The sequence below is a fragment of the Nocardioides ganghwensis genome (assembly GCF_014779655.1).
Lineage (GTDB): Bacteria > Actinomycetota > Actinomycetes > Propionibacteriales > Nocardioidaceae > Nocardioides > Nocardioides ganghwensis.
Map to the genome: position 1 here is coordinate 139630 of NZ_JACXYX010000002.1, position 16401 is coordinate 156030.

Genomic DNA, 16401 nt, shown 5'->3' on the forward strand with positions numbered 1-16401 from the left:
CCACGGCATGATGGCGCGCATGGGGTTCACCAGGGCCGAGCTGGAGTCGTACCGCGACGTCGAGGTCCCCGACCTCCTCCCGGCAGCCGACCAGTCGCTGCGGCTGCTCTTCGTCGGCATCAACCCCGGGCTGTGGACGGCCGCCACGCAGACCCACTTCGCCCGCCCGGGCAACCGGTTCTACCCCGCACTGCTGGCCGCCGGCATCATCGAGCAGCCGGTCGACCCGTCGGCCGGCATGACGGACGCCGACCGTGCCGTGCTGCGCCGGCGCGGGATCGGCATCACCAACGTCGTCGCGCGGGCCACTGCCCGGGCCGACGAGCTCACGGCCGAGGAGCTCAGGGTCGGCGGCGTACGACTGCGGGAGCTCGTCGCCGAGCGCGAACCGGTCGTGGTGGCCGTCGCCGGCGTCACGGCCTACCGCACGGCGTTCGGCGAGCGGACGGCGCGGGTCGGCGAGCAGCCGTCCACCTGGGGGCGGACGCGGGTCTTCGTGGTGCCCAACCCGTCGGGCCTCAACGCGCACGAGACCGTCGGCTCGCTCGCCCGGGCGTACGCCGAGGCGGCCCTGGCCGCAGGGGTCGCCGACCGGCTCCCCGACCCCTGAGCCGCGTCGCCCGGCGCGGCGTCCGTCAGGCGGCGTACGGCGGGAGCAGCCCGTGGTGGCGGAGCAGCAGCTCGACCCGCGCGCGCTCGTGGTCGAGCTCGGAGCCGGGGGTGAGGACGCCGAGCAGGTGGGCGACCCCGGCCATGTCGGCCGCCTCCGCGAGGACCCGGTCGTAGGCCTGGCGGCACCCCTCGTACTTGGCGAACCGCATCCCGCCGCGGTGGAACGCCGCGTGGAGCCTGTTGAGGTCGGCGCCCACCTGCTCGATCGGTCGGTGGAGGGGCACGACCTGCGCGCCCGGCCGACGGCGGCCGATGCCTCGCACGAGGGCGGCGCCGAGCCGGTAGCTCCGCCACTCGACGATGTCGCCGAAGCAGCACGCGATCGCGACCCGGGTGGTCGCACCGGTGAGCAGTACCAGGCCGACGACCTGGAGCCAGAGCCGCATCGCTCCACGGTACGCCGGTGCGGGCGCGCGCAGCAGGGCCTCAGCCCATGTCGACGCCCTTGAAGTCCTCGGGCGCGTAGTCCCGCTTCTCGACCAGGACCATCCAGTTGCCCGAGTTGTCGCGCATCAACGCCTCGACGCCGTACGGCCGCTCCTCGGGCTCCTGGAGGAACTCGACCCCCTTGGCCCGGAGGTCCTCGTAGGTGGCGCGGCAGTCGTCGACGTTCATCCCGACACCGGGAAGGCCGCCCTCGTCCTGGGCGCGCTCCATCGCCTCGATCAGGTAGTCGGGGAGCGGGCCGCTCGGGGTCGTCAGGTGGAGGTGGATCTCGGGCTGCCTCGGGTGGAAGACCGTGCACCAGCGGAAGTCGGGCCCGAGCCGCAGGTCGTCACCGACCTCGAAGCCGAGGACGTCGGTGTAGAAGGCGAGGGACTCGTCGATGTCCTTCACCCAGACGGACAGGAGGGAGATGTTGGTGATCATGCGACGAGCCTAGGAAGGCTCGGCGCCGCCCGGCTTCTCCTGGGTTGCTGTCCTCTCGACCAGGCCCGCCATGAAGACGTAGCACCCGGGGATGCGCGGGTTGCCGGCCGCGGCGTACCTCCTCTGGAAGTCGCTGGGACTCTCGCCCACGATCTCCCGGAACCTCGAGCTGAACGAGCCCAGGCTGCTGTAGCCGACGGCGTGGCAGACCTCGGTCACCGTGAGGTTGGCCGCGCGCAGGAGGTCCTGGGCCCGCTCGACGCGGCGCTCGGCCAGGTAGGCGGCGGGGGTGACGCGGTACGTCGTCGCGAAGGAGCGGAGGAAGTGGTAGCGGCTCATCCCTGCGAGCGCCGCGAGCTGGTCGAGGTCGAAGGGCTCGGCGAAGTGCCGGTCGAGGTGGTCGCGCGCGCGACGCAGGTGGACCAGCACGTCGCCGGGGACGCGCCGCGGGTGGCTCATCCGAGCAGCGCCTCCACGGCACCCCGGAACGCCGAGGTGTGGGCGTCGACGTCGCTCTGGTCGTGGAACGGCGAGAACAGCGACATGTTGTGGAAGGGCGCCAGCAGCACGCCCCGGTTGACCGTCCACAGGTGGAAGAAGGCGTCGAGCTCCTCGTCGACCGCGGCGGCCGCCTCGGCCCCGGTGCGCGGCGGCGGGCAGAACCAGTACTCCGCGCGGCAGCCGAGCCGCTGCACGTGCCAGGGCAGGTCGTGCTCGTCGATCACGCCCTGGATCCCGGTGGTGAACGACTCCGCCAGCGGGATCGAGACGTCGAAGTCCTCCTGCCGCAGCGCCGTCGACAGCGTCGCGCGCACGGCGGCCATCGCCAGGGCGGACCCCGACAGGGTGCCGCCGACGCCGGCCACGTCGATGTCGTGGCCCAGCATCGGGCCCTGGAGCCGGGCAGCGACGTCCTCGGTCATGCCGTACGCCGCGACGGGGATGCCGCCGCCGATGGGCTTGCCGATCACGACCAGGTCGGGCTCGAGGTCCCACGCGGCCGTGGCCCCGCCCGGGCCGGCGCAGATCGTGTGCGTCTCGTCGTTGACCAGCAGGACACCGTGCCGGCGGGTGATCTCCCGGACCCCGGCGAGGTAGCCGTCGTCGGGCAGCACGATGCCGATGTTGGTGAGGGCCGGCTCCATCAGCAGGCAGGCGACGTCGCCCTCGGCGAGCCGCGCGTCGAGCGCCTCGAGGTCGTTGAAGGGCACGACGGCCGTGGTGGTCGCGACGTCGACCTGCGGCCCGAGGGCGCCCGGACGCGCCACGACCCGGTCGCCGGCCCGACCGTGCTCGAGCACGGCGAGCGTCTCGTCGACGGTGCCGTGGTAGCACCAGTCCATGACGGCGATCCGCGGTCGTCCGGTGAGGTGCCGGGCGAAGCGGAGCACGAACCGGTTGGCGTCGGTCGCGGTCATCGCCATCTGCCAGCGGGGCAGCCCGAAGCGCCGGCTGAGCTCCGCGGCGACCCGGGCGGCATCGGTGGAGGGCAGCATCGTGGTGATGCCGCGCTCGGTGCGCTCGCGCACGGCCTCGGCGACAGCCGGCAGGCAGTGGCCGGTCATCGAGCCGGTGTCGCCCAGGCAGAGGTCGACGTAGGAGATGCCGTCGACGTCGGTGAACCGCCCTCCGCCCGCCGACTCCACGAACAGCGGGAAGGAGCCCGGCCACCGCGTCATCCACGGCATCGGCACTCCCGCCAGCAGGTGCTCGCCGGCCTCGGCGGCCAGCCGCGCGGAGGTGGGGTGCAGGTCGACGAACCGCTGCTCCTCCGCGGCGTGCAGCGCCGCGAGGCGTCCGCGGTCGACGGGGGAGGGTGCCGTCACAGCGCGCTGCCGACGTACTTGGTCTCGAGGTACTCCTCGATCCCCTCGAACCCGCCCTCGCGTCCGAACCCGGAGTGCTTCACGCCGCCGAAGGGTGCCGCCGGGTTGGACACGATGCCGGTGTTGACCCCGACCATGCCGAACTCGAGGGCCTCGCTCACCCGGAGCACGCGGGCGTGGTCGCGGGTGAAGACGTAGGCGACCAGGCCGTACTCGGTGTCGTTGGCACGCTCGACGACCTCGTCCTCGTCGGCGAACGTCGCGATCGGTGCGACGGGACCGAAGATCTCCTCGCGGAACACCCGGGCCGACGGGGGTACGTCGACCAGCACGGTCGGCGGGTAGAAGTGGCCCGGGCCGTCGGGGACCTCACCGCCGGTGAGGGCGCGAGCGCCCCCGGAGACGGCGTCGGAGACCAGCTCGTGCACGCCGGTGCGGGCCTTCTCCGTGATCAGCGGGCCGACGTCCACGCCGTCGTGCGTGCCGTCGCCGACCGTGAGGGAGCCCATCCGCTCGGCCATCCGGGTCGAGAACTCCCCGGCCACCGACTCGTGCACCAGGAACCGGTTGGCCGACGTGCAGGCCTCCCCGATGTTGCGCATCTTGGCGAGCATGGCGCCGTCGACGGCCGCGTCGAGGTCGGCGTCGTCGAAGACGATGAACGGCGCGTTGCCACCCAGCTCCATCGAGACGCGGAGCAGCTGGTCGGCGGCCTGCCCGACGAGCACCTTGCCGACCGCCGTGGAGCCGGTGAACGTGAGCTTGCGCAGCCGGGGGTCACGGATGAGCGGCTCGCACACACCACCGGAGTCGGTGGTGGTGACGACGTTGAGCACGCCGCGCGGCAGGCCGACCTCCTCGAGCAGGGCCGCCAGCGCGAGCATCGTCAGCGGCGTCTCGTGGGCGGGCTTGACCACCATCGTGCAGCCGGCCGCGATGGCCGGGCCGATCTTGCGGGTGCCCATCGCGAGCGGGAAGTTCCACGGCGTGATCATCAGCGTCGGCCCGACGGGGCCCTTCATGGTGATCAGCCGGGTGTTGCCGGCCGGTGCGGCGGAGTAGCGCCCGTGGATGCGTACGGCCTCCTCGGAGAACCACCGGAAGAACTCGGCGCCGTAGGCCACCTCGCCCTTCGCCTCGGGCAGTGCCTTGCCCATCTCCAGCGTCATGAGGCGTGCGAAGTCGTCGGCACGCTCGGTGAGCAGCTCGAACGCCGAGCGCAGGACCTCGCCGCGCACGCGCGGCTCGGTGCGCGCCCAGTCGCGTTGTGCCTCGGCCGCAGCCGCCAGCGCGCGCTCGCCGTCGGCCGGCGTCGCGTCGGCGATCCGCGCCAGGACGTCGCCCGTGGCGGGGTTGGTCACCTCGAAGGTGCCGCCGCCGGTGGCGTCGACCCACGCGCCGTCGACGAGCAGCTGGGTGGGAACGGTCTCGATCACGGTCTCGGTCGCCATCACTCCACCTTGCCACTGACGGCGTCGTCGAAGGCGGCCTCGAACACGTCGAGCCCCTCCGCGAGCAGGTCGTCGCCGATCGCCAGCGGCGGCAGGAAGCGGAACACGTTGCCGAAGGTGCCGCACGTGAGCGTCACCAGCCCACGGGCGGAGCACGCCCGGTGCACGGCGCCGGCCAGCGCGGCGTCGGGCGTACGACCGGGACCGTCGCTGACGAGCTCGACGGCCAGCATCGCCCCGCGGCCGCGGACGTCGCCGACCCGGTCGGGGTGGCGCTCGGCCAGCGCGCGCAGGCGCGGCACGAAGCGCGCCTCGATCTCGCGGGCCCGGGCGCGCAGGTCCTCGGCCTCCATCGTCTCGATGGCCGCCAGCGCGGAGGCGCAGGCGACCGGGTTGCCGCCGTAGGTGCCGCCGAGGCCGCCGACGTGGACGGAGTCCATCAGCTCGGCACGCCCGGTGACCGCCGCGAGCGGCAGCCCACCCGCCATGCCCTTGGCCGTGGTCAGCAGGTCGGGCACGACGCCCTCGTGGTCGCAGGCGAACCAGTCGCCGGTCCGGGCGAACCCGGTCTGGATCTCGTCGGCGATGAGCAGGATGCCCTGCTCGCGGCACCACTCGGCGACGCGGGCCAGCCACCCGGGCGGAGGCACGATGAAGCCGCCCTCGCCCTGGATCGGCTCGATGAGCACGGCGGCGCAGCTGTCCTCGCCGACCTGGGTGCGGACCGTCGTGACGAACGCGTCGAACGCCTCCTCGGCGCACGCCTCGGCGCCGCCGGGCCAGCGGTAGGGGTAGGCCATCGGGGCGCGGTAGACCTCCCCGGCGAACGGCCCGAACCGGTGCTTGTAGGGCATGTTCTTCGCGGTCAGCGCCATCGTGAGGTTCGTCCGCCCGTGGTAGGCGTGGTCGAAGACGACGACCGCGTCCCGGCCGGTGTGGTGCCGGGCGACCTTGACCGCGTTCTCCACCGCCTCGGCGCCGGAGTTGAACAGCGCGGAGCGCTTCTCGTGGCTGCCCGGCGTCAGCTCGGCGAGCTTCTCGCAGACCGCGACGTACTCCTCGTAGGGCGTCACCATGAAGCACGTGTGGGTGAAGTCGGCGACCTGGCGCTGCACCGCCTCCACCACGCGGGGCGCGGCGTTGCCGACCGTGGTCACCGCGATGCCGGAGCCGAAGTCGATGAGCTGGTTGCCGTCGACGTCGCGCAGGATGCCGCCGCCCGCGCGCTCGACGTAGACCGGCAGCGTCGTGCCGACACCGGCCGAGACGCTGGCGACCTTGCGGGCCTGGAGCTCGCGCGAGCGCGGCCCCGGGATCTCGGTGGCCAGGATGCGTTGCTGGGAGAGCGTCATCTTTCCTCCATGCCCCACGGGGATCCGTACCCCACGGGCTTCGGTGCGGCGAGCAGGTCGAGGAACGGCTTCGGCGGCAGCGCCTCGGGTCCCAGGACGCCGGAGCCCTTCCAGGTGCCGTCGGCGAGCAGCTCCAGGGCCACCACCGGGTTGATGGCGGTCTGCCACACCACGCACTGCGCGCCGTAGTCGCGCATCGAGTCGGCGTTGTCGACGACGTGGTAGAGGTACGTCGAGCGCGGCGCCCCGTCCTTGCCGGTGCCGGTCACCCACAGGCCGGCGCAGGTCTTGCCCTCCATCCGCGGCCCGATCGTCGCCGGGTCGGGCAGGCAGGCGGCGACGACGTCGCGCGGCGAGACCTCCACACCCTTGACGGTCACCGGGTCGGTCGAGTCGAGGCCGAGGGTGTGCAGGGTGCGGAGGATCGTGATCATCTCCTCGCCGAGGCCGTACTTGAAGGTCACCCGGTCCGCCTCGACCCAGCGCGGCATCAGGAGCACCTCCTCGTGCTCGACGTGCACGCACTCCACCGGGCCGATGCCCTCGGGGAACTCGAAGACCTCGGGCTCGGAGAACGGCGGCAGCGTGAAGAAGCCACCCTCGAGGTCGCCGCCGCCGCGCCCGCGCTCCCACACCACGGGCGGGTTGAGGCACTCCTCGATGATCGTCCACATCGAGAACCCGGGCGCGAAGACCTCGTTGCCGTCGTCGTCGCGGATGACCAGGTTGGCGCCGTCGCGGGTGCCGAGCTCGTCGATGTGGTCGAAGAGCTCGTCGGCGGCGTACCGCGCGAAGACGTCGGACAGCCCCGGCTCGACGCCGATGCCGAGCAGGGCGAGCCTGCCGGCCGACTCCCACTCGTCGGCCATCGCGAACTGCTCGTCGCCGAGCTTGACGCCGACCTGCTCGTACGGCGCCTCGGGATGGCGGACCGACAGGCTCATCGCCATGTCGAGGTAGTCGGCGTCGGCGGCCAGCGCGCCGGTGAAGATCGGCATCACGAAGCGTGGGTCGACCGCGTTGAACACGTGGGTGGCCCGGACCTCGCGGGCGAGCGCGGCCACGGCGTCGGCGTCGGAGGCGTCGACCCGGGCGGCGGAGAAGCGCTCCTCGCCCGTACGCCGCCCGCGCGCCGCCGCGACGGTGCGCTCGGCCCGGTCGAGGTCGTAGTCGGCCACCACCCACGCCTCGAAGAAGTCGCGCTCGACGGCGATCCTGGCGGCGGCGTCGCCGACGCCACCCGCCCCGACCATCAGGACGCGCATGGGTGAGGACACTCGTTCTCTCCTTGGACTGAAGGACTGAAGGACTGAAGGTCAGCTCTTGTACTTCGAGGCCCGCATCGAGCTCACGACCTGCGCGCCGACGACGAGCAGGACGGCGATCACGAACATCGAGAAGCCGATGACGTTGGCCTCGGCGGGGATGCCGCGGCGCGAGGCGACGTAGACGAACTTGGGGAACGTGTTCTCGTTGCCGGAGACGAAGTTGGTGATGATGAAGTCGTCGAACGACAGCGAGAACGCGAGCATCGCCGCGCCCAGGATGCCGGGCAGGATCAGCGGGAACGTGACCTTCCAGAAGGTCTGCACCGGGCTGGCGTAGAGGTCCTGCGCGGCCTCCTCGATGCGCGGGTCGAGCGACTGGATGCGCGCCCTGACCGTCACGACGACGAAGCTCAGGCAGAACATGATGTGGGCGAAGACGATCGTGCCGAAGCCCAGGTTGATGCCGATGTTGGAGAAGCCCTGCACGAAGATCGTCAGCAGCGCGGCGCCCATCACGATCTCGGGCGTGGCCATCGGCACGAAGATCAGGACGTTGCTGGCCTGCTTGCCGCGGAACCGGTAGCGCACCATCGCCAGTGCCATCATCGTGCCGAGGACGGTGGCCACCACGGTGGAGATCGCCCCGACCTGGAGCGAGGTCACCAGCGACTCGCAGGCGCCGGTGACGCCGCACGGGTCCTGCCAGTGCTCCCAGGTGAAGCCCTGCCACACGATGTTGGTCTTGCCGTGGTCGTTGAACGAGAAGGCGAACGTGTAGGCGACCGGGAGGAACAGGTAGAGCAGCACCAGGATCGCGGACAGCATGGCGAAGTGCTTGGCCAGCCACAGCTGCGCCCGCTTGGCGGTCGAGGGCCGGTAGGCCGGGCCGGAGGGCGGGGTCGACTGCGGGGCCGACGGGGACGCGGGGGTCATCGTGGCCATGTCACACCAGCTCCTCGGTGCCGAAGCGGCGTACGTAGAGGAAGACCATCGCCAGGATCGCGGCCATCAGGGTGAAGGACAGCGCCGCGGCGACGGGGTAGCCGCCGGGGATCGCGAGGAACTGGTCGTTGATGACGTTGCCGACCATCTTCCCGCGCTGGGGGCCGAGCAGCTCCATGTTGACGAAGTCACCGGCCGCGGGGATGAAGGTCAGCAGCGTCCCCGCGAGCACGCCCGGCATCGACATCGGCAGCGTCACCGTGCGGAACGTCGTGAACCCGTTGGCGTACAGGTCGCCGCCCGCCTCGATCACACGCGGGTCGGCGCGCTCGAGCGAGGCGTAGATCGGCAGCACCATGAAGGGCAGGAAGTTGTAGGTCAGGCCGGCGACGACCGCGACCGGGGTGTTGATGATGCTCCCGCCGGGCAGCAGGTTGAGGAAGCTGAGCACCCCGACCACCCAGCCCTCGTCGGCGAGGATCTGCGACCACGCGAACGTGCGCAGGATGAAGGAGGTGAAGAACGGCGCGATGACGCAGATCATCATCAGGTTGCGCCACCTGCCCGCCTTGAACGCCATCGCGTAGGCCAGCGGGTAGGCGATGACGAACGCCAGGAACGTCGCGAGCCCCGCATAGAGGAACGAGCGCGCGAAGTGGGGCGCGTAGTCGGTCAGCGCGGCGACGTAGTTGTCGAAGTTGACGTCGCGGTAGTAGTAGCCGGGGAAGCCGGGGTAGCGGCTCTGCAGGCTCACCGACGCCAGCTGCACCAGCGGCAGGATGAAGAACACGCCGAGCCACAGCACCCCGGGGAGGAGCAGGAGGTACGCCGTCCAGCTCCGCTTCTGCGTCTCGGGGGCCGGCGGCGCGGGGTGGACCGCGGGGTCGCCCGCCACCTGGGAGACCGGCGCGAGGGCGCTCATCCCGCGTCCACCGGGACGCCGAAGGCGTGGCCGGGGTTCCAGGTCAGCCAGACCTCGTCGCCGGGCCGGAGGTCGAGCGGCTCGACGTCGAGGTTCTGCTCGTAGCAGCTCCAGGTCGTCCCGCTCGGCATGTCGACGAGGTAGCTCGTCGCGACCCCGAGGAAGGAGACGTCGCGCACCGTGCCCTTCACGTCGTTGCCGACGCCCTCGGGCTGCTTGCGCGACACGGTCACCTTCTCGGGACGTACGCCGAACAGCACCTCGCCCTCGTGCACCTGGGAGCGTGACTTCAGGATCTTGACCGGCGTGCCGAGCACGTCGGCGACCAGGTGGTCCCCGTCGACGTCCTTGATGGTGCCGACCCCCGTGTTGGCCTGGCCGAGGAAGTTGGCCACGAAGCGGGTGCGGGGCAGGTCGTAGAGCTCCTCGGGTGCACCCAGCTGCTCGATGTGGCCCCTGTTCATCACCGCGACGGTGTCGGCCATCGTCATGGCCTCCTCCTGGTCGTGGGTCACGTGGATGAAGGTCAGCCCGACCTCGGTCTGGATCCGCTTCAGCTCGACCTGCATCTCCCGGCGCAGCTTGAGGTCGAGGGCGCCGAGCGGCTCGTCGAGCAGCAGCACCTCCGGGTGGTTGACGAGCGCCCGGGCCAGGGCCACCCGCTGCTGCTGCCCGCCCGAGAGCTGGGCGGGCTTGCGCCCGGCGAACTGGGTCATCTGGACCAGCTCGAGGGCGTCGGCTGCGCTCTTCACCGCGTCCTTGTCCTTGCGGCGCTTGGGGCCGAAGGCGACGTTGTCCCGGATCGTCAGGTGCGGGAACAGCGCGTAGGACTGGAAGACGGTGTTGACCGGTCGCTCGTAGGGCCGGGACCCGGTGAGGTCGGTGTCGCCGATCAGCACCCGCCCGGCCGTGGGCTGCTCGAGCCCCGCCACCATGCGCAGCGTCGTGGTCTTCCCGCAGCCCGACGGGCCGAGCAGGGCGAAGAACGAGCCGCGCGGGACGTGCAGGTCGATGTCGTCGACGGCGGTGAAGTCGCCGAAGGTCTTGGTCACGCTCTCGAGCTGGAGGTCGCCGCGCGCCTCGCGGAATCCGGCCATGTCAGTTCCCCATCACCTTCGTGGACCACAGGTCGGCGTACTCGATGTCCTCGTCGGCATCGAGCGCGCGGAACTGCTGGATGTTGCGCTCCGCGATGAAGTCGGCGGTCGGGAAGATCCACGGGCTCTCGGCGAGCTCGGGGTCGATCTTCTCCATCTCCGCCTGCGCGCCGTCCACGGGACAGACGTAGTTGACCCACGCGGCGACCTGGGCGGCGACGGCGGGGTCGTAGTAGTAGTCCATCAGCTTCTGGGCGTTGCTGCGGTGCGTGGACGTGATCGGCACCATCAGGTTGTCCGACCACAGGGTGCCGCCGGACTCGGGGATCGTGAAGGTCCAGCTGGGGTCCTCGGTGTCGTAGGCCAGCACGAAGATGTCGCCGCTCCACGTGATGCCGGCGACGGCGTTGCCGCTGGTGAGGTCCTCCATGTAGGAGTTGCCCTTCACCTTGCGGATGTAGCCCTCGTCGATCTTCTCCTCGATGAAGTCCAGTGCCGCCTCGAACTCCGCGCGCCCCCAGTCGCTGTCGATGTCGACGCCCTGCGACTGCATCACCAGCCCGGCGGTGTCGCGGAACTCCGAGAGGACGACGATCCGGCCCTTCAGGTCGTCGGCCCAGAGGTCGTCGAGCGTCTTGAGCTCACGGCCGACCTTGTCCCGGTTGTAGCCGATGCCGGCGAAGCCGCTCTGCCAGGTGACCGAGAAGTTGCGGCCGGGGTCGAAGGACACGTCCTTCAGGGGCTGGAGCAGGTTGCCCACCACGTTGGGCATCTGGATCAGCTCCAGCGGCTGGCACAGCTGGTCGCGGATCACGCGGCCGGTCATCCAGTCGGTGAGGGTGAAGATGTCGCGGTCGATGCTCTGACCGGCGCGCAGCTGGGGCGCCACCTTGGCGTAGTAGGAGTCGTTGTCGTCGACGTCCTCGCTGTAGGTGACCTCGATCCCGGTCTGCTCCATGAACGCCTCGAGCGTCGGCGACTTCGTCTCCTTGCCGTTCATGTCGAGGTAGGCCGTCCAGTTGGCCCACTTGAGGATCTTCTCGGTGTCCGAGACGTCCGTCGGCAGCTCCAGGCTGGTGAGCCCGCCCCCCGACGGGGGCGGGGGCGGGGCGCACCCGGTGAGCGCCACACCCGCACCGGCGGCGAGCCCGGTGCCCAGCAGTGCGCGGCGGCTCAGTCCGCCGGAGGCGGCCTGGGTCAGCGCCGCGGCCGGGGCCGACAGGTGGCGCCGAGATCGGCGCGGGATCGGTGTCATCAGTTCAGGTCCTCCGCTCAGCCCCCGAGTCGCTCTGGATGTGGGTGCTGTCAGCTCTCGATGTTGGCCATGACGTGCTTGATGCGGGTGTAGTCCTCGAAGCCGTACATCGACAGGTCCTTGCCGTAGCCGGACTTCTTGTAGCCGCCGTGCGGCATCTCGGCCACCAGCGGGATGTGGGTGTTGATCCACACGCAGCCGAAGTCGAGCGCCCGCGACATCCGCATCGCGCGCCCGAAGTCCTTGGTCCACACCGAGGACGCGAGGCCGTAGTCGACGCCGTTGGCCCAGCGCACGGCCTCGTCCTCGTCGGTGAACCGCTGCACGGTGATCACCGGGCCGAAGATCTCGTTCTGGATCGCCTCGTCGTCCTGCCGCAGCCCCGACAGCACGGTGGGCTCGAGGAAGTAGCCGTCGCCGAGGTCCGTGCGCCGGTTGCCGCCCGCGGACACGGTCGCGTGCGAGGGGAGGCGCTCGATGAAGCCGCTCACGCGGGCGAGCTGCGTCGCGTTGTTGACCGGCCCGAAAAGCGCGTCCGCGTCGTCGGGCAGCCCGACCGGCGCCGAGCTGCGGGCGTAGTCGGCGAGCGCGGCGACGAAGTCGTCGTGGATGCCGGGCGCCACGAGCACCCGCGTCGCGGCGGTGCAGTCCTGGCCGGCGTTGAAGTAGCCGGCGATGGCGATGCCCTCGACGGCCGCCTCGATGTCGGCGTCGTCGAAGACCACCACGGGCGCCTTGCCGCCCAGCTCGAGGTGCACGCGCTTGATGCGGGGGGCGGCGCTCGCCGCGACCTCGGCACCGGCGCGCACGGATCCGGTGATGGCGACCAGGGCGGGCGTCTCGTGCTCCACCAGGCGGCGACCGGTCTCCCGGTCACCGGTCACGACGTTGAGGGTGCCGGCCGGCAGGAACTCCGAGGCCAGCTCGGCCAGCCGCAGCGTGCTCTCCGGGGTGGTGTCGCTCGGCTTGAGGACGACCGTGTTGCCGGCGGCGAGCGCCGGTCCGATCTTCCACACGGCCATCAGCAGCGGGTAGTTCCACGGGGTCACCTGGCCGACCACTCCGATCGGCTCGCGCCGGACCCAGGAGGTGTGGCCGGCCATGTACTCGCCGGCCGCCTTGCCCTCGAGGACTCGCGCCGCGCCGGCGAAGAACCGGAGCTGGTCGACCATCGGGGGGATCTCCTCGCTCGCGGTGAGCGCCTTGATCTTCCCGGTGTTCGCCGACTCGAGCGCGATCAGCTCCTCGGCGTTCGCCTCGATGGCGTCGGCGATCCTGAGCAGCGCCTGCTGGCGCTCGCTCGGCGTCGTACGCCCCCACTCGCCGAACGCCGTGGCGGCGGCCGCGTAGGCGGCGTCGACCTCCTCGGTGCCACTGATCGGCGCCCGGGCGACGACCTGGCCAGTGGCGGGGTCGACGACGTCGCTCATCGCGCCGGCATCGCTGTCGACGAAGGTGCCGCCGATGAAGTTGCGCAACGTGCGTGGGCTGGTCACGGATGTCCTCCCGGTCGGGTGCGGTGAAGGGAGAGTAGGACGGGACCGGGACCAATCTCCATAGCCTTCGCCAAAATAATGTGCGGGAATCGCAGAATTAACTGGCTTGAAATGCGGATTCCGCGTCAGGCGACTTGCAAACCCACACCTCGCCCGTCCACCATGTGTGCCATGAGCGAGGGACCCGTGAAGCTCGATGCGACCGCCAAGCGCATCATCGAGCTCCTGCAGGAGGACGGTCGGATCTCGTACGCCGCGATCGCCAAGGCGGTCGGGCTGTCCGAGGCCGCGGCCCGGGCGAGGGTCCAGAAGCTGCTCGACTCCGAGGTCATGCAGGTCGTCGCCGTGACCGACCCGACCCAGGTCGGCTTCACCCGGCAGGCGATGATCGGCGTCCGCACCGAGGGCGACCCGATGAAGGTGGGCGACCGGCTCGCGCAGGTGCCCGAGGTGGACTACGTCGTCACCACCGCCGGCAGCTTCGACCTCCTCGTCGAGGTGGTGTGCGAGGACGACCCGCACCTGCTCGACGTCATCCGTCAGGTCCGCGAGCTCGAGGGCGTCGTCTCCTCGGAGACGTTCGTCTACCTCAAGCTCAACAAGCAGCACTACAACTGGGGAACACGATGAGCCTCCACTCCACCGAGGGCAAGCCCTACGACGAGTCCTTCGACTACCAGGCCGCCGGTCGCGACCACCTGTGGCTGCACTTCACCCGGCACTCCACCTACGAGAAGGGCGGCGAGATGCCGCTCATCGTCCGGGGGGAGGGGCACAAGATCTGGGACAGCCACGGCCGCGAGTACATCGACGGCCTGGCCGGGCTCTTCGTCGTCCAGGTCGGCCACGGCCGTGAGGAGCTGGCCGAGGCTGCGGCGAAGCAGGCGAAGGAGCTCGCCTTCTTCCCGCTGTGGTCGTTCGCCCACCCCCGTGCGGTCGAGCTCGCCGACCGCGTCGCGGCGATGGCACCCGGCGACCTCAACCGGGTCTTCTTCACCACCGGCGGCGGCGAGGCCGTCGAGTCTGCCTGGAAGCTCGCCAAGCAGTACTTCAAGCTGACCGGCAAGCCCAACAAGCACAAGGTCATCTCCCGTGCCGTGGCCTACCACGGCACGCCGCAGGGAGCCCTGTCCATCACGGGCATCCCCCCGCTGAAGGAGATGTTCGAGCCGCTGGTCCCGGGCGCGCACAAGGTCCCCAACACCAACTTCTACCGCCGTCCCGCGTTCGTCGGCGACGACGAGAAGGCGTTCGGCCGGTGGGCCGCGGACCGGATCGCCGAGGCCATCGAGTTCGAGGGCCCCGACACGGTGGCCGCGGTCTTCCTCGAGCCGGTGCAGAACGCAGGCGGCTGCTTCCCGCCGCCTCCGGGCTACTTCGAGCGGGTCCGGGAGATCTGCGACGAGTACGACGTGCTGCTCGTCTCCGACGAGGTCATCTGCGCGTTCGGCAGGGTGGGGGAGATGTTCGGTGCCACCGAGTTCGGCTACCAGCCCGACATCATCACCTGCGCCAAGGGCATGACCTCCGGCTACTCGCCGATCGGCGCGATGATCGCCAGCGACCGTCTCTTCGAGCCCTTCAGGAGCGGCACGACGGCGTACGCCCACGGCTACACGTTCGGCGGCCACCCCGTGTCGTCGGCCGTGGCGCTGGCCAACCTCGACATCTTCGAGCGCGAGGGCCTCACCGACCACGTCCAGCAGAACGCACCGGCCTTCCGGGCGACCCTCGAGAAGCTGCTCGACATCCCGATCGTCGGCGACGTGCGCGGCCACGGCTACTTCTACGGCATCGAGCTCGTCAAGGACCGCGAGACCAAGGAGACGTTCGACGACGCCGAGTCCGAGCGGCTGCTGCGCGGCTACCTCTCCGGCGCGCTGTGGGAGGCCGGCCTCTACTGCCGCGCCGACGACCGCGGCGACCCGGTGATCCAGCTCGCCCCGCCGCTGATCATCGGCCAGCCCGAGTTCGACGACATCGAGCAGCGCCTCCGCTCGGTGCTCACCGGGGCTCTCGAGCACCTCTGACGATGTGACCGCCCCCGGCCGCCCGGGGGAGGATGGTGGCGTGAACGACGTACGTCCCGCGCGCCCCCACCTCAAGCTGACCGAGGACGGACGCCGCATGCGCGAGGTCCTGACCTACTCCCGGCGCGGCAGCCGGTTCACGCCCCGGCAGGCCGAGTCCTGGGCCGCGCACCACGCCGACTGGGTGATCCCCGACGAGGCGGTCGACCGGCCGGACTTCTCGCTGGCCGAGTGGTTCGGGCGCGAGGCCCCGCTGATCCTGGAGATCGGTCCGGGCATCGGCGAGGCGACCGCCGTCCTCGCGGCGGCCCGCCCGGACCACGACGTCCTCGCGCTCGAGGTGTGGCGCCCGGGGGTCGCGGACTCCCTGTGGCGGGTGGCCGAGGCGGGGGCCGACAACGTCCGGTTCTGCTCCGTCGACGCGGTCTGGTCGCTCGAGCACCTCATCGCGCCCGGGAGCCTGGCCGAGATCTGGACGTTCTTCCCCGACCCCTGGCGCAAGACCAAGCACCGCAAGCGCCGCCTGGTCAACCCGGCCAACGCCGCGCTCGCCTCCTCACGCCTGGTGCCGGGCGGGGCGTGGCGCCTGGCCACCGACTGGGCCGACTACGCCGACCAGATGCGGGAGGTCCTCGACGCCGAGCCGACGCTCGAGGGCGGCCGCGTCGAGCGGTGGGCCGAGCGTCCCCTCACCCGCTTCGAGCGCAAGGGCCTCGACGTGGGTCGCGACATCGCCGACTTCTGCTACCGCAGGCGCGACTGACCTCGCGCCTTCCCTGGTGGGCGGCCCGGGCCCGGCGCGGCGTCACTCCAGCGCCAGTCCCGCCTCGCGCAGCAGGTGCTCGAGGCGCAGTCGCTCGGCCTCGCGGTCGGTGCCCTCGCGCAGGTCGGTGAGCAGGTCCGGCACCCCGAGCGCGCGTGCCGCCTGCGCGAGCAGGTCGTCGTACGCCGCGACGGTCCCGCGGCGGCGCGCCATGGGTGTGCCCGGCGCGGTGGCGAGCACGTCGCGCCGCACCCGTCGCACGGCCGCGGCCAGGTCCTCGATGGCCGGTGCCGTCGGTGCGGGTGGGGGAGGGGAGTGGCGCGCGCGGACCCGGCGCACCGCCCGGCCGGCCTCGTCCAGGCGCAGGACCACGCCCAGCGCGGCGCCCAGCACCAGCGTGCAGGCGACGAGCGCGACCAGACCGGCCATCCTTCGACGGTAGGTCTGCCCCCCGAGG

Annotated in this window: 17 protein-coding genes; 4 read left to right on the forward strand and 13 right to left on the reverse strand. The window is 71.3% G+C overall.

What is annotated here, in order from left to right; translation table 11 throughout:
- Positions 1-19 precede the first annotated feature (19 nt).
- Positions 20-610, forward strand: a complete 591-nt coding sequence (locus IEZ24_RS02895; protein ID WP_129453358.1) for a mismatch-specific DNA-glycosylase — start codon at positions 20-22, stop codon at positions 608-610.
- 25 nt (positions 611-635) lie between these two features.
- Here IEZ24_RS02895 and IEZ24_RS02900 read toward each other — a convergent pair whose 3' ends face one another.
- The 12 genes from IEZ24_RS02900 to IEZ24_RS02955 are packed head-to-tail and all read right to left on the reverse strand — an operon-like array spanning position 636 to position 13151.
- The gene (locus IEZ24_RS02900; RefSeq protein ID WP_129453359.1) at positions 636-1058 is read right to left on the reverse strand and encodes a hypothetical protein; all 423 of its coding nucleotides are present in this window, start codon (positions 1056-1058) and stop codon (positions 636-638) included.
- Positions 1059-1098: 40 nt separating this feature from the next.
- A complete protein-coding gene (locus tag IEZ24_RS02905) occupies positions 1099-1542 on the reverse strand; it encodes a VOC family protein (protein ID WP_129453360.1) in 444 nt (147 codons plus the stop codon).
- A 9-nt stretch (positions 1543-1551) separates the two neighbouring features.
- Positions 1552-2001, reverse strand: coding sequence for a helix-turn-helix domain-containing protein (locus IEZ24_RS02910; RefSeq protein ID WP_129453361.1), 450 nt, complete (start codon positions 1999-2001; stop codon positions 1552-1554).
- Positions 1998-3368, reverse strand: a complete 1371-nt coding sequence (locus IEZ24_RS02915; protein WP_129453362.1) for a transaminase — start codon at positions 3366-3368, stop codon at positions 1998-2000. The genes IEZ24_RS02910 and IEZ24_RS02915 overlap by 4 nt, the downstream gene beginning before the upstream one ends.
- A complete protein-coding gene (locus tag IEZ24_RS02920) occupies positions 3365-4819 on the reverse strand; it encodes an NAD-dependent succinate-semialdehyde dehydrogenase (RefSeq protein WP_129453363.1) in 1455 nt (484 codons plus the stop codon). Before IEZ24_RS02920 ends, IEZ24_RS02915 begins: the two co-directional genes overlap by 4 nt.
- On the reverse strand, positions 4819-6171 hold the full coding sequence (gene gabT, locus IEZ24_RS02925; RefSeq protein ID WP_129453364.1) for a 4-aminobutyrate--2-oxoglutarate transaminase: 1353 nt from the start codon (positions 6169-6171) through the stop codon (positions 4819-4821). The genes IEZ24_RS02920 and gabT overlap by 1 nt, the downstream gene beginning before the upstream one ends.
- Complete coding sequence (locus tag IEZ24_RS02930; protein WP_242498366.1) at positions 6168-7448, reverse strand: saccharopine dehydrogenase family protein; 1281 nt, start codon at positions 7446-7448, stop codon at positions 6168-6170. Before IEZ24_RS02930 ends, gabT begins: the two co-directional genes overlap by 4 nt.
- Before the next feature lie 39 nt (positions 7449-7487).
- On the reverse strand, positions 7488-8381 hold the full coding sequence (locus tag IEZ24_RS02935; RefSeq protein ID WP_224744768.1) for an ABC transporter permease: 894 nt from the start codon (positions 8379-8381) through the stop codon (positions 7488-7490).
- Between the two features lies 1 nt (position 8382).
- Entirely contained in the window at positions 8383-9303 is a 921-nt protein-coding gene (locus IEZ24_RS02940; protein WP_129453365.1) for an ABC transporter permease, read from the reverse strand.
- A complete protein-coding gene (locus IEZ24_RS02945; RefSeq protein ID WP_129453366.1) occupies positions 9300-10400 on the reverse strand; it encodes an ABC transporter ATP-binding protein in 1101 nt (366 codons plus the stop codon). Before IEZ24_RS02945 ends, IEZ24_RS02940 begins: the two co-directional genes overlap by 4 nt.
- 1 nt (position 10401) lies before the next feature.
- A complete protein-coding gene (locus IEZ24_RS02950; protein WP_129453367.1) occupies positions 10402-11655 on the reverse strand; it encodes an ABC transporter substrate-binding protein in 1254 nt (417 codons plus the stop codon).
- A 50-nt stretch (positions 11656-11705) separates the two neighbouring features.
- The gene (locus IEZ24_RS02955) at positions 11706-13151 is read right to left on the reverse strand and encodes a gamma-aminobutyraldehyde dehydrogenase (protein WP_129453368.1); all 1446 of its coding nucleotides are present in this window, start codon (positions 13149-13151) and stop codon (positions 11706-11708) included.
- 171 nt (positions 13152-13322) lie between these two features.
- On the opposite strand from IEZ24_RS02955, the gene IEZ24_RS02960 reads away from it, so the two are divergent.
- Genes IEZ24_RS02960 through trmB form a run of 3 tightly spaced genes read left to right on the forward strand, consistent with a single transcriptional unit; the run spans position 13323 to position 15944 of the window.
- Positions 13323-13781, forward strand: a complete 459-nt coding sequence (locus IEZ24_RS02960; protein WP_224744769.1) for an Lrp/AsnC family transcriptional regulator — start codon at positions 13323-13325, stop codon at positions 13779-13781.
- On the forward strand, positions 13778-15181 hold the full coding sequence (locus IEZ24_RS02965) for an aspartate aminotransferase family protein (protein WP_129453370.1): 1404 nt from the start codon (positions 13778-13780) through the stop codon (positions 15179-15181). The genes IEZ24_RS02960 and IEZ24_RS02965 overlap by 4 nt, the downstream gene beginning before the upstream one ends.
- A gap of 40 nt (positions 15182-15221) precedes the next feature.
- A complete protein-coding gene (gene trmB / locus IEZ24_RS02970) occupies positions 15222-15944 on the forward strand; it encodes a tRNA (guanine(46)-N(7))-methyltransferase TrmB (protein WP_242498367.1) in 723 nt (240 codons plus the stop codon).
- A gap of 42 nt (positions 15945-15986) precedes the next feature.
- Here the strand turns inward: trmB and IEZ24_RS02975 are convergent, their stop codons facing one another.
- Positions 15987-16373 (reverse strand): hypothetical protein, encoded by a 387-nt coding sequence (locus tag IEZ24_RS02975; protein ID WP_129453371.1) that lies wholly within the window; start codon positions 16371-16373, stop codon positions 15987-15989.
- Between the last annotated feature and the right edge of the window lie 28 nt (positions 16374-16401).

Excerpts from the sequence above, each read along its gene's own strand:
- IEZ24_RS02895 (WP_129453358.1), top strand. The coding sequence starts at position 20 with ATGGGGTTCACCAGGGCCGAGCTGGAGTCGTACCGCGACGTCGAGGTC.
- IEZ24_RS02900 (WP_129453359.1), bottom strand. The coding sequence starts at position 1,058 with ATGCGGCTCTGGCTCCAGGTCGTCGGCCTGGTACTGCTCACCGGTGCG.
- IEZ24_RS02905 (WP_129453360.1), bottom strand. The coding sequence starts at position 1,542 with ATGATCACCAACATCTCCCTCCTGTCCGTCTGGGTGAAGGACATCGAC.
- IEZ24_RS02910 (WP_129453361.1), bottom strand. The coding sequence starts at position 2,001 with ATGAGCCACCCGCGGCGCGTCCCCGGCGACGTGCTGGTCCACCTGCGT.
- IEZ24_RS02920 (WP_129453363.1), bottom strand. The coding sequence starts at position 4,819 with ATGGCGACCGAGACCGTGATCGAGACCGTTCCCACCCAGCTGCTCGTC.
- gabT (WP_129453364.1), bottom strand. The coding sequence starts at position 6,171 with ATGACGCTCTCCCAGCAACGCATCCTGGCCACCGAGATCCCGGGGCCG.
- IEZ24_RS02935 (WP_224744768.1), bottom strand. The coding sequence starts at position 8,381 with ATGGCCACGATGACCCCCGCGTCCCCGTCGGCCCCGCAGTCGACCCCG.
- IEZ24_RS02940 (WP_129453365.1), bottom strand. The coding sequence starts at position 9,303 with ATGAGCGCCCTCGCGCCGGTCTCCCAGGTGGCGGGCGACCCCGCGGTC.
- IEZ24_RS02945 (WP_129453366.1), bottom strand. The coding sequence starts at position 10,400 with ATGGCCGGATTCCGCGAGGCGCGCGGCGACCTCCAGCTCGAGAGCGTG.
- IEZ24_RS02950 (WP_129453367.1), bottom strand. The coding sequence starts at position 11,655 with ATGACACCGATCCCGCGCCGATCTCGGCGCCACCTGTCGGCCCCGGCC.
- IEZ24_RS02960 (WP_224744769.1), top strand. The coding sequence starts at position 13,323 with ATGAGCGAGGGACCCGTGAAGCTCGATGCGACCGCCAAGCGCATCATC.
- IEZ24_RS02965 (WP_129453370.1), top strand. The coding sequence starts at position 13,778 with ATGAGCCTCCACTCCACCGAGGGCAAGCCCTACGACGAGTCCTTCGAC.
- IEZ24_RS02975 (WP_129453371.1), bottom strand. The coding sequence starts at position 16,373 with ATGGCCGGTCTGGTCGCGCTCGTCGCCTGCACGCTGGTGCTGGGCGCC.